The following is a 12267-nucleotide window of genomic DNA, read 5'->3' on the forward strand; positions in this document are numbered from 1 at the left end:
AGCGACCTGATTCCCAAAAGAAATGTTTGGGTCAGCCGCTAAGACTAGCGTTTTTTTTTAGCTATAAAACATTTTCAGTTTGATATCCTGATCGTAATTCCCAAACCCCTTGCCAAAGAGGGTACAACCGCCGACATGCTCGGCATCTTCTTTGACTTCCACTTTTAAGTGCCACGTATCTTCGTAGGCAGGTATATCCTTGATCGTAATGTCGGAAAGAGGAACACCTTCCATGTAGGTTCCGTGATCCATGATGCGGATCGTCTTCAATAACCCGTACTGATTGAGATTGTCTGGATACCAATCCGGTGTATACTTGCCGCGAATATCTGCAAAATCCCCTGGGCTAGTCCATGTACCAAGCTCCACACCATTTAAGCTGAAGGTGATGTCTGACGGCCAGTTGTTATTGGAAAAAGGAAATTCAGACGAAACTTCCATTGAAATCTCCATCATTTCAAGTTTTTCTTCTCTTGCTAAGAAGTTTGGCGATTGGTATTCAACAAATCCTTTCGTAAACCACAAGATGCGGGCATCCATTCGTCGGGGATCCATGAAAAACTTCGGTTCATCCACCATTCCCACAAAATCAGCTGAAGTAGCAAGCCCGCACGTTGGTTCTACCGAATAATTTGTATAATGACCGATCGGTATCGCCGTTTCTTTCGTATCAAAGGCATTAAAGATTTTCTCAGGAAAGTTGATATCGATATGATCCACTCTCAAACTGGAAATCTTTTTTTGTCCCACACGCTCTGTTTTGATGATTTTGGCTTCTTCTAATTTTTTGATGTGCATCGTAATGATGGCGCTGCTTAAGCCCAACTCCTGTGCCAACTCTTTGACATTCATCTTGTTTTTAGCCAGCAATTGAATGATTTTGATTCGCACGTTACTGGCAAGTGCCTCATAGACAGGCAATGCTTCTTGATTGATTTCTAATTGCATCGTGTCACCTCCGCTTAAACTGTTTGATTTACTTGAATGTTAACATATTTGCTAATTTGTGTAAATAGCGTTGTTTATTTCGCTAGTTATTAATATATTTATTAATTAATATAGATATTATCCTAGATAAATTAATCAAAATATTGTTGACAGCGATTACAAATCAAGTTATGATTTATTTGTAAATTGAAAGTGTTTGCAAACGCTAGAAATGAATAATGCAATTATAAATGCTGGGATAGCAAATAAGAGAAGGAGGATAGGCGTGTTCGGCTTCAAAGACCAAAATTCAATTTCTATGAAAGAGGGAAAAACATGAAGAAGAAACTTATTATTATTGGTGCTTTAGTTGCAGTCGTTGCAGTTGCCCTTATTGGTTTTAATCGTTATCAGGCAGCGGAAAAAGAAAAATACACGATTAATTTTTGGTCACCCCTTACTGGTGATGATGGCGCTTATATGGATCAGATCGTAAATGAATTCAATGAACAATCAGGTTCCGATTATACAATCAATCATGTGATCACGTCTGATATGTACACTAAATTAAGTACGGTCGTAAGTTCTAAAAGTGGGATTCCAGATTTGACTTTGATGCATTCTTATAAAGTAGAGGAATTTGTCAATTCCGATATTATTGATCCGGTTGATCGTCTGGTTTCTTATCAACCTGAGTTAGAAGAAAGCAATTATTTAGATACGGCGTGGAATGCAGGGAAAATCGGCGATACTCAATATACGATCCCATTAGATATTCATGCCAGTGCTATGTATTACAATCAAGATCTTTTAGAAAAATACAATGTCACTTCTTGGTTAGACGATAACATCGTGACGTTTGATGAGATGATGTCATTAGCAGGGCAGATGGAAGAAGGCGATTATGTCGTAAATAATGCGTTACTTTCTTGGGTTATCTTAGCGCAAATCCGTAACTTAGGCGGCGCGATTTCTGACGATGCTGGGAACCCGACGGTGAATACGCCAGAAATGAAAGAAGCGTTAGAAAGAATTAAAGCGTTAACAGATGCAGGCCTGATGACACCTTATGGAGAAGATGGGTATTTGATGTTCCAAGGCGGAAACGTACTCTTATCAACAGATGGTACTTGGACTTCTACCGCTCATGATGCGGTTGAGGGCTTGAATTGGGGCGTAACAAATATTTATTCGACTTCAGATGACATCGCAACCAACCGAGCAGCTTCTCATATGTTTGGCATGTTGAAGAGTGAAAGCAGAACAGAAGAAAAAGAAGAAGTAATCGCACAATTTTTAGAATTCGTTCGTACAAACTCGATCGAATGGGCAAAAGCCGGTCAAATCGTTGCAAGTAAAGATATTTTAGAAAGTGATGATTACCAACAATACCCACAATCATTCTTTACTTCTACACCAGAGGAAGAAGAAACACTTTACATCTTTGACTACGTTTATTTCTCTTATGTCTTAGAAGCATTAGATGTTTATAGTACAGATATCGCTTACGGTGAATTAGATATGGATGAAGGATTAGAAACGATGCAACAATATGTCGAAGATAAGATTGCAGAAGTAGCTAGATAAGTGAAGGGGGGATAATTCTATCCCCTTTTCCAATTTTTAGAAGGGAATGAAAGGAATGAAAAAAAAGAGCATTAACTGGGCATCGATCGCATTCATTGGACCACACATGGTACTCTTTATTATTTTTGTATGTATTCCAACGATCTATGGTATTTATGCTTCATTTACGCAATGGAATTTGATCTCTGATCCAGTCTGGGTCGGTTTTAACAACTATAAAACATTATTGTTTGATAGTTCCTCGACGTTCTATACCCAATTTTGGAATGGTTTGAAAAATACCTTTATTTTCGTTTTGATCATGGTGCCGTTACAAATCATCATTCCACTGATGATTGCAGCTGCATTGCAACATAAAAAAGTGAAGCTGAAAGGACTTTTTCAAGCAATTCTATATATTCCAGGTCTTATCTCTGTTTCAGCAGGTTCTTTGATTTGGTCATTGATTTTCCACTCTCGATTAGGTGCCGTCAATAATATTTTTGGGTTCGATTTCTCTTGGGCTTCGCGACAACCCTATGCTTGGATCTTAATTTTTGTTGTCAGCATTTGGGGAGCGATCGGTGGTAACATGATCATTTATCGCTCAGCTTTAGCGGGTGTCAATGAAGACCTTTATGAAGCGGCAGAGATCGACGGAGCGGGAGCATTCCAAAAATTCTTGAATGTGACCTTGCCATCTATTCGCTTTCCACTGTTATATACGATCGTGATGACAACTGCTGGAGCATTTAATGTCTTTGCACAGCCTTTGATGATGACAGGTGGAGGTCCAAACCAAAGCACGACTGTATTGATGATGTATATCCGCTCACTGGCTTTTAGTCAAGGAGAATCAATTGCAGGAATGGCTTCGGCAATGGCAGTCATCTTAGGATTGATCATTATGTGTGTGTCCGTATTTCAATATTTTCTTTTAGATAGAAGCAATACTTAAGGGGGCAAAAAAATGAATACACAAAAGAAACATATACCTAGTATGGTCATCGCATATTTGTTTCTGATCGTTTTATGTATCATCTGGGTTATTCCATTGATTTTTAGCTTCGCCACTTCTTTTCGTTCTCAAACCGAAATCGTCTCCACTGGGTTTCGTTTATTACCCGTAAACTGGATATTAGATAACTATGTAGCGATTTTGACTAATACGTCTACTGCACCAATAATGCAGTGGTTATGGAATTCAATGTTTATCGCAGTCACGCACACTGTTTTAGTTGTGATCGTTGTTTCAGTGACCGCTTATGGCTATGGCAGAATGCGGTTTAAATACCGTGATCGTATCTTTTATCTTTTGATGGGGATCTCGATGTTTCCCGGTGTAGTGAATTTGATTCCGTCTTACAAAATCATTGAAACCTTCGGCTGGGTCAACTCTTCTCTTGCCATGATCATTCCAGGCTTAGCAGGGATGGGAAATATCTTTCTTGTGCGACAGTTTATGAAAGGTATCCCGCTTGAATTTGACGAGTCAGCACGAATGGATGGTGCAGATGAATTTACAATTTTTGCAGAGATCATCGTTCCTTTGATCAAACCTGTGTTGATCGTTGCAGGCCTCTTTTCTTTCACAGGTTCATGGAATGATTTCTTGTGGCCAGTGATCGTGTATACGGATGTTAGTAAAATGCCGATCACAGCCGGTTTGCTATTACTACAAGACATTTATGGCAACTACCGAATGATTGGTCAATTGATGGGCTCGGCATTGATTGCGATCATTCCCACCGTCATGCTGTTTCTATTTGCTCAAAAATACTTCATTGAATCTATGAACTTAAATGCAGGAATAAAAGGATAGTGAAGATCATGAATCGAAAATTGGAAAGAAATTTACTACGTGCCAGTGCGGTCTGGGATGTCTGTATTGGTCTTGTAACGATGTTTGGGTATTATCCTTGGTTTGAAGAACAAGGGATCGCAGCATTTCAAAATCAAAATCAGTATGAATACTTGCAGTCAAGTCTGGTAGGAATGATATCGAAGGTAGTTATGATCGTTGCGTTAGCGACGATTTTGATGGGCGTTATCAGTTGGATCAACGCGAAGAATATGCGAGACAAACAAATAAACAAAGGAACGATACGTTGGATGATCGCCTGTGTCATCATCCATTTGATCATCTATGATGTGATCGGTGTTGTCCTCTATTTACTAGCTACGACGATGTATATGTCTAAAAACAAAGCAATAAAAATACTAAAAACGGAAAACGGAATTATTTAAGAAGGTGTAGAATTTATGGCAGAAAATTATTTGGAACCGATTGTATTAGAACGAGCAGACCCATGGATATACAAGCATACCGATGGATATTATTACTTCACTGGATCAAAACCAGGGTATCAGGAAATCGAATTAAGACGCGCAAAAACCTTGAAAGGACTGGCTGACGGTGAAGTAAAAGTCATCTGGACGGCTCATGCCGAAGGCCCCATGAGTGAACTGATTTGGGCACCAGAGATTCATTTTATTCAAGGAAAATGGTACATCTATTTTGCTGCTGCAGATCATGGAGAAGTCAGAAATGATCAGCATCATCATCGGATGTTTGCGATCGAAAATGCGAATGAAGATCCCTTTGCAGGCGAGTGGGTAGAAAAAGGACAGATCAAGACGCAATTTGAGAGTTTCAGTTTAGATGCTACGGTATTTGAACACAGGAACCGATTGTATTATGTCTGGGCACAAGCAGATCCAAACATTCCAGGCAATTCCAATCTTTATTTATCAGAGATGGAAAATCCTTGGACATTGAAAGGAAAGCAGATTCTGCTGAGCATTCCTTATTATGAATGGGAAAAAATCGGCTTCAAAGTGAACGAAGCTCCAGCTGCTTTGATTAGAAATGGAAAAGTGATCATTACTTATTCAGCCAGTGCGACGGATGAAAACTACGCGATGGGACTGTTGTGGGCAGATGAGGATAGTGATTTATTGAATGGGTATTCTTGGCATAAGTTGAAGGAACCAGTCTTTTCAAGTTCTGAACAAAATTCCCTATACGGACCAGGACATAACTCCTTTACAGTCGATGAGGAGGGGAAACAAGAGATCTTAGTGTATCATGCAAGACCAGAAAAAAATGATTACAGTAATCCTTTAGAAAATCCCAATCGACATGCGTATGTCCAACCGTTTACTTGGAAAAAAAATGGATTACCTGATTTTGGCGAACCCGGTGTAGTCAAAGGATAGATAAAAGAGAGGGAAAAAATGAATACAAAAAGAAAAATGCTCTGTTTAACCATGTCCGTTTTTTTTACTAGTTTATTTCTTGCTGGCTGTCAAACAGGAGATGCTGCTGAGCAACTTTCACAAAAGGAGTGGGAAACAACGACAAAAAATCGAGTGTCGATTCATGACCCATCGATTACTTCTATTCATGTTGGTGACCAAGAGCTGTTTTACGTATTTGGTTCGCATCTCGCCCAAGCGAAAACAGAAGATTTACAAACTTGGGAAGTGCCTTTCACTCACGAATATGAATCAATGGAAGACAATATGATCTATGGTAACACAAAAGAAAATCTAGCTGAGACTTTTGAATGGGCAGGCTATGATGATGCCGATTCACAAGGTGGTTACAGCCTTTGGGCACCAGATGTCATTTGGAATGCTGATTATGAATGGTCAAATGGAGACAAAGGAGCCTACATGCTCTACTACTCAGCTAGTTCTACTTGGCGGCGTTCAGCGATTGGATTGGCCGTAGCTAAAACGATCGAAGGACCCTATAGCTATGCGGATACCGTGATCTATTCTGGCTTTACAGAAAAAGATTCGACAGATGGTAGTGAACGCAATACCAACTATCAAAATACCCATTTGGCCAAATTGATCAAAGAGGGGAAAATCAGTGGGTTCAGTGAAAACTGGGCGATCGAAGATGGTCTGACGTATAACACCGATTATGCACCAAACGCCATTGATCCAGCGTTGTTTTATGATGAAGAAGGGAAACTATGGATGACCTATGGTTCTTGGTCTGGCGGTATCTTTTTATTGGAAGTTGATCCAGCCACTGGAAAACCAATGTATCCTGGGGAAGATAGCACGACGGAAGATGGGCGTATCATTGATCGCTATTTCGGGATCAAGCTTTTTGGCGGCTATCATCAATCAGGAGAAGGTCCCTATATTGTATATGATGAGGAAACCGATTATTATTACCTATTCGTCACTTACGGTGGTTTAGCAGCAAAAGGTGGTTACAATATGCGACTGTTTCGCGCTGAAAAACCAGAAGGACCTTACCTTGATGCCCAAGGAAATAGCCCAATCTTAGAACAAGGGGACCAAAATTCAAACTACGGCATCAAATTGATTGGAAACTACCAATTCTCGTTTCAACAAATGGGGTATCGAGCAGCGGGACACAATTCGGCGATCATCGATGAGAATGGTCAGTGGTCCTTGGTGTACCATACGCGCTTTAACAATGGAACCGAAGCCCATGAAGTGCGGGTCAACAGAATGTATATGAATGAGGAAGGCTGGCCAGTTCCAGCACCCTACGAGTATCGAGGCAATGAACAAGTAGCGGATGCTTTGACAGAAGATGACATTATCGGGCGCTATGAAATCATTAACCATGGTACCGACAATGGAACGACCATGCTAAAAACGCAGACGATCGAGCTTCAAAAAGATGGAAGCGTTACTGGTGACTTGACCGGAACTTGGACGTACGATGCGGGATACTTGGCATTGACTTTTGAAGAAGCGACCTTCAAAGGAATTTTATTAACTCAGGAAATAACAGAATTTGAGCAGCAAAAATTAACGTTCTCAACGATTGGCGATAATAATGAGTCCATTTGGGGAATCAAAGAATAGGAGTATAACAATGACGATTAATATTCAAAACACAAAATCAGGAACAACGATTAGCAAATATATCTACGGTCATTTTGCAGAGCATCTAGGCCGTTGTATCTATGAAGGATTATACGTTGGAGAAGATTCGCAGATCCCAAATAAAAATGGGATGCGGATCGATGTGGTTGAAGCACTGAAAAACATTCAAATCCCTGTGCTGCGTTGGCCAGGCGGCTGCTTCGCCGATGAATACCATTGGAAAGACGGGATTGGTCCTAAAGAAAACCGCAAAACGATGGTCAACACTCACTGGGGCGGCGTGACTGAAAACAATCATTTCGGGACCCATGAATTTTTTGAATTGATCAAGCAGCTGGAATGTGACGCGTATGTCAACGGCAATGTCGGCAGCGGAACGGTGCAAGAAATGTCGGAATGGGTGGAATACATCACGATGGATGGCATTTCTCCGATGGCTGATCTTCGCAGAGAAAATGGCCATGAAGATGCGTGGGAAATGAAATTCTTTGGCGTAGGAAACGAAAACTGGGGCTGCGGCGGCAATATGCGGCCAGAGTACTATGCGGATCTGTATCGCCGCTATCAAACCTATGTCCGCCAATACGGTGACAAAAAAATCTACAAAGTTGCTGGCGGAGCGAATGTCGCAGACTATCATTGGACAGAAACGCTGATGAAAAACGCCCATTGGTTGATGGACGGCCTAAGCTTGCACTACTACGTTCATCCGCAGGGCTGGGAAGAAAAAGGGAGCGCCTTGGAATTTGATGAGGCAGAGTGGCAAGTGACCTGTGAAAAAGCAGCCTACATGGATGAATTATTGACCCGCCACAGCGCGATCATGGACCAGTATGACCCAGAACAGCGTGTGGGAATCATTGTTGATGAATGGGGCACTTGGTTCTCAGCAGAACCTGGGACGAATCCAGGCTTCTTATACCAACAAAATACGATTCGTGATGCCATGGTCGCAGCGATCACCTTGAATATTTTCCATAAACATGCCAAGCGAGTGCATATGGCAAATATCGCACAAACCGTCAACGTCCTGCAGGCGATGATTTTGACAGATGGCGAACAAATGGTGAAAACCCCAAGCTATCATGTCTTTGATTTGTACAAAGTCCATCAAGATGCTGAAACCATTGATAGCCATGGAACTAGCAGTGATACCATTACGTATACGATTTCGAAAAAAGAGGATGCGATCCATCTATCGGTTTGTAATTTTGCTACCCAAGGCACGGAAGAATTATCCTTCTCCCTGGAAACAGCGATCAATGAAGTGAAAGAAGCTCGTTATATCGTGGGGGACAAAATGAACGCACACAATGATTTTGATCATCCTGAAGATGTGGTGATCCAAGACTTCACCGCTTACGATGTTAAAGAGAACAAAGTCAGCTTGCGGGTGCCAGCAATGAGTGTTCTAACGATCTCATTGACAGTCTGATCCCATGACTTGTAAAGGATGCGAAGTGAAAGATGCTGCTGCAGCAGCACAGGAAGACATTGAATCCTTGATTGCAGAACAACTTTCTTTAGAAAGCGACTTGGCTTCGCCGAAGATTGTCAGTAGGAGAATCGCTGTTTGTGAGACCTGTCCATTGCGATTGAATCATACCTGTACCAAATGCGGCTGCTTTTATCGGTTTCGCGCAAATTTAGCTAAGAAAAACTGTCCTGCAGGAATGTGGGAACAAACAGGACAGCTCGTCAAGTAGCTGTCCTGTTTGTTTCAATTGGTCAAAAGGATCAACAGATAAACTATTTTTTTGATTACGCTTACATAATCGTTGTAGATACGCTATGATTAAACGAAAAACACTGTTAACAAAGTGGAAAGTGAGCGAGTGATTCAATGAAAATAAATCAACCTGCAGCGCTTGTTTATTATGAAGCTGCGAACCATGGCACGGAAGATTTCCCATTAGCATATTATCCTAATTTAGTGAGTGTTTGGCGAGAATTCTTTTTTGTGCCACATTGGCATAAAGAAATCGAAATTTTATGTGTCCATCAAGGACAGCTAGAATTAGTCGTTAATGGAGTCTCACGCAAGATTAAGGCAAATACGATCGTACTGATTCCTCCCAACACTTTACACACTGCCTATCGAATCGCACAACAAAGCTGCCGTTTTTCGTGTATCGTTTTTTCTGAACAATTAATCACGAGTCGACAATCAGATAGAATTCAAAGCCAACAAATCGATCCTTTTTTGATACAAGAAGGTGTTACTTCTTATGTGGATTTTCCAGATAAAAGTCAACAAAGTCTCACCTTGTTTCAACTATTTGATCAATGCTTTATGGGGAAATCATCTTATCGTGAATTACGTCTGAAAGGGATTGTTATCCAACTCTTGTCATATCTATTAGAAGTTGGGACCGACCAGCCAGCAAAAAAATCAAGCGAGCGCCTCCAAGAAAAACGGGAAAAAATGGTTTTATCTTATATTCATAGTAATTATCATGAAATGATCCAATTACAAGATTTGGCCGATTCTGTTTCCTTAAGTAAAGAGCAATTTACACGATTTTTTAAACAATCATTTCGAACTTCCCCAATGGCTTATCTAAATCATTATCGCTTGATCCGATCGGCAGAATTGTTGCGAGAGACTGACTTGACCATGGTGGCGATCGCTCAAGCTGTCGGTTTTTGTAATAGTAATCATTTTTCTGTGTGCTTCAAAAAGATGTTTGGTGAGACCCCTACACAATATCGGAAAAATGACATGATTACGATAGAACACGCCATAAAATCGAAGGATAGCCCTCTGTAATCCAGCTATACTGAAAAAAAGGAGGGTTCAAAAATGTCGTTTTTTTCAATAGGTGAGAATTACCTCGAATTTCAAAATGGAAATGAAGTCGTGCGCATTATTGCTTGGGGCACGAACAGTTTGCGGGTGGTGAGTGCACCGTCTGGTGAACTAGATTTATCCTGCTGTGCATTATTAACACAAGATTCTAAGGCCGAGGTTGCGATTGAGGGGGATGTAGGATCTATCGGTAATGGAAAAATCCACGCAGTAGTCACCAAAGAGTCGGGCTGGAACAACTATGGCAAGATCACTTTTTACAATCAAAAAGGTGAAGTGATTTTGAAAGAAGCAGCATCTGGCGGTGCGCTCTTGAAAAAGGCGCGGTTTTTCAAGTCGATTATTGGAGGAGATTTTCAACTAAAAGCTACTTTCGAAGCCAATCATGAGGAGAAAATCTATGGTATGGGGCAATATCAACAGGATATTTTTGATCTAAAAGGGTGTAATTTAGAATTAGCGCATCGAAATTCACAAGCTTCGATCCCCTTTTATTTATCAAACAAAGGATACGGCTTTTTTTGGCACAATCCAGCAATCGGTTCGGTCTCTTTTGGTAAAAATACGACCGAATGGCGTGCCGAAAGTACGAAGCAATTGGATTACTGGATCACTGCTGGAGAGACACCAGCTCAAATCGAAGAACAATTTAGCCAAGTGACAGGACGGCACCTATGATGCCCGAATATGGTCTAGGATTTTGGCAATGTAAACTTCGCTATGCGACACAAGCGGAAGTAGTGGCGATCGCTAGGGAACACAAAGAGCGGAACATTCCCGTTGATGTACTAGTGATCGATTATTATCATTGGCCGCGCTGTGGTGATTTTCGCTTTGATGAAAATTTCTTTCCAGACCCCAAGGCGATGGCAGAAGAAGTACGAGATAAATATGGAATCGAGCTAATGGTATCGATCTGGCCCCAAATCGACACGCGTAGTGAGAATTTTCAAGAGATGAAAGAAAAAGGCTTATTAGTCAAAACGGATCGCGGCATTGATGTGCAGATGTTGTTTCATGGGAATAACATTTTTTATGATCCAACAAATCCTAAAGCTCGAAACTATGTCTGGGAGAAAGTATCAAAAAATTATGTCAATAACGGCATTCGCTTGTTTTGGTTGGATGAGGCTGAACCAGAATTTGGTACGTATGACTATGATTCCTATCGTTATTATGTAGGGAGTGTGCTGCAAAAAGGCAATATTTACCCCCGTGAGTATGTTCGTGGTTTTGATGAGGGAGAAGCCTCCTCACAAAAAGAACATTCAATCAAATTGGTTCGTTGTGCTTGGGCGGGCAGCCAACGATATGGGGCATTGGTTTGGTCCGGCGATATTCATTCGACTTACCAAGACTTTCGCAACCAAATCGTTGCTGGCATGCAAATGGGGTTAGCAGGCATCCCGTGGTGGACAAGTGACATCGGCGGATTTCATGGTGGTTCTGTGACAAGTCTAGATTTTCAAGATTTATTGATCCGCTGGTTTCAATATGGGACTTTTTGTCCAGTCATGCGATTGCATGGTTCACGTACTCCCCATAAAAAAATCTTCAAGGCAGATGGTGAAGAAACAGAGCAAACCGGAGCAGCTAACGAAATATGGGCGTTTGGGGAAAAGAACTATGAGATTATGAAAAAATTTATTGGAATTCGTGAATTGATGCGGGACTACTCGCGTGAATTGATGCGCGCAGCTCATGAAAAAGGAACGCCAGTCATTCGCCCAACTTTTTATGAATTTCCAGAGGATCACCAGGCATGGGAACTGACAACACAGTATCTCTATGGTTCTGATATTCTAGTAGCGCCCATCGTTGTAGCGCATGCTACTGAGCGTGAGGTATATTTGCCAACAGGAGCAAAATGGACCGATGCTCGAGATGGAACTATCTATGAAGGTGGACAATGGATTGTCGCACAGGCACAAATTGATTCCTTACCAATCTTTTTACGAGAGGGAAAACAGAGTTACTTGATTCATGAAGTGTAACTGGAAATGGTTACGGTGAGTTGTTTGTAAGACTAGTAGGTACCTTGTTGAGAGGGTAAGAACCATATGAATAGAAAAGCAACACAATGT

Annotated in this window: 10 protein-coding genes and 1 pseudogene; 10 read left to right on the plus strand and 1 reads right to left on the minus strand. The window is 41.1% G+C overall.

The window, feature by feature from the left end; translation table 11 throughout:
• Nucleotides 1-57: 57 nt before the first annotated feature.
• Nucleotides 58-948 (minus strand): ArsR/SmtB family transcription factor, encoded by an 891-nt coding sequence (locus IGI82_RS02240; protein ID WP_005227282.1) that lies wholly within the window; start codon nucleotides 946-948, stop codon nucleotides 58-60.
• 315 nt (nucleotides 949-1263) lie between these two features.
• Between IGI82_RS02240 and IGI82_RS02245 the strand changes: the two genes are divergently transcribed.
• The 10 genes and pseudogenes from IGI82_RS02245 (at nucleotide 1264) to IGI82_RS02290 (ending at nucleotide 12177) form a co-directional block, all read left to right on the plus strand.
• Nucleotides 1264-2514, plus strand: coding sequence for an extracellular solute-binding protein (locus IGI82_RS02245; RefSeq protein ID WP_005227283.1), 1251 nt, complete (start codon nucleotides 1264-1266; stop codon nucleotides 2512-2514).
• A 46-nt stretch (nucleotides 2515-2560) separates the two neighbouring features.
• Nucleotides 2561-3451, plus strand: coding sequence for a carbohydrate ABC transporter permease (locus IGI82_RS02250; RefSeq protein WP_005227284.1), 891 nt, complete (start codon nucleotides 2561-2563; stop codon nucleotides 3449-3451).
• A gap of 12 nt (nucleotides 3452-3463) precedes the next feature.
• Nucleotides 3464-4315, plus strand: coding sequence for a carbohydrate ABC transporter permease (locus tag IGI82_RS02255; protein WP_005227285.1), 852 nt, complete (start codon nucleotides 3464-3466; stop codon nucleotides 4313-4315).
• A gap of 8 nt (nucleotides 4316-4323) precedes the next feature.
• Nucleotides 4324-4740: a hypothetical protein gene (locus IGI82_RS02260; protein ID WP_010748727.1), complete on the plus strand. Its 417-nt coding sequence runs from the start codon at nucleotides 4324-4326 to the stop codon at nucleotides 4738-4740.
• 15 nt (nucleotides 4741-4755) lie between these two features.
• Nucleotides 4756-5712, plus strand: coding sequence for a glycoside hydrolase family 43 protein (locus IGI82_RS02265; RefSeq protein ID WP_060792633.1), 957 nt, complete (start codon nucleotides 4756-4758; stop codon nucleotides 5710-5712).
• 18 nt (nucleotides 5713-5730) lie between these two features.
• On the plus strand, nucleotides 5731-7353 hold the full coding sequence (locus IGI82_RS02270; protein WP_010748729.1) for a glycoside hydrolase family 43 protein: 1623 nt from the start codon (nucleotides 5731-5733) through the stop codon (nucleotides 7351-7353).
• A gap of 10 nt (nucleotides 7354-7363) precedes the next feature.
• Nucleotides 7364-8809, plus strand: coding sequence for an alpha-N-arabinofuranosidase (locus IGI82_RS02275; protein WP_115231665.1), 1446 nt, complete (start codon nucleotides 7364-7366; stop codon nucleotides 8807-8809).
• Nucleotides 8810-8813: 4 nt separating this feature from the next.
• A complete protein-coding gene (locus IGI82_RS02280; protein ID WP_115231666.1) occupies nucleotides 8814-9080 on the plus strand; it encodes a DUF6171 family protein in 267 nt (88 codons plus the stop codon).
• 137 nt (nucleotides 9081-9217) lie between these two features.
• Nucleotides 9218-10144: an AraC family transcriptional regulator gene (locus IGI82_RS02285; protein ID WP_115231667.1), complete on the plus strand. Its 927-nt coding sequence runs from the start codon at nucleotides 9218-9220 to the stop codon at nucleotides 10142-10144.
• A 33-nt stretch (nucleotides 10145-10177) separates the two neighbouring features.
• Nucleotides 10178-12177 (plus strand): annotated as a pseudogene (locus IGI82_RS02290) (glycoside hydrolase family 31 protein).
• Nucleotides 12178-12267: the final 90 nt, after the last annotated feature.

Source organism: Enterococcus sp. AZ067, assembly GCF_051715005.1.
Classification (GTDB): Bacteria; Bacillota; Bacilli; order Lactobacillales; family Enterococcaceae; genus Enterococcus_D; species Enterococcus_D casseliflavus.

What these genes read in the sequence shown, in the direction of transcription:
- IGI82_RS02240 (WP_005227282.1), bottom strand. Translation starts at nt 948, where the DNA reads ATGCAATTAGAAATCAATCAAGAAGCATTGCCTGTCTATGAGGCACTT.
- IGI82_RS02245 (WP_005227283.1), top strand. Translation starts at nt 1,264, where the DNA reads ATGAAGAAGAAACTTATTATTATTGGTGCTTTAGTTGCAGTCGTTGCA.
- IGI82_RS02250 (WP_005227284.1), top strand. Translation starts at nt 2,561, where the DNA reads ATGAAAGGAATGAAAAAAAAGAGCATTAACTGGGCATCGATCGCATTC.
- IGI82_RS02255 (WP_005227285.1), top strand. Translation starts at nt 3,464, where the DNA reads ATGAATACACAAAAGAAACATATACCTAGTATGGTCATCGCATATTTG.
- IGI82_RS02260 (WP_010748727.1), top strand. Translation starts at nt 4,324, where the DNA reads ATGAATCGAAAATTGGAAAGAAATTTACTACGTGCCAGTGCGGTCTGG.
- IGI82_RS02265 (WP_060792633.1), top strand. Translation starts at nt 4,756, where the DNA reads ATGGCAGAAAATTATTTGGAACCGATTGTATTAGAACGAGCAGACCCA.
- IGI82_RS02270 (WP_010748729.1), top strand. Translation starts at nt 5,731, where the DNA reads ATGAATACAAAAAGAAAAATGCTCTGTTTAACCATGTCCGTTTTTTTT.
- IGI82_RS02275 (WP_115231665.1), top strand. Translation starts at nt 7,364, where the DNA reads ATGACGATTAATATTCAAAACACAAAATCAGGAACAACGATTAGCAAA.
- IGI82_RS02280 (WP_115231666.1), top strand. Translation starts at nt 8,814, where the DNA reads ATGACTTGTAAAGGATGCGAAGTGAAAGATGCTGCTGCAGCAGCACAG.
- IGI82_RS02285 (WP_115231667.1), top strand. Translation starts at nt 9,218, where the DNA reads ATGAAAATAAATCAACCTGCAGCGCTTGTTTATTATGAAGCTGCGAAC.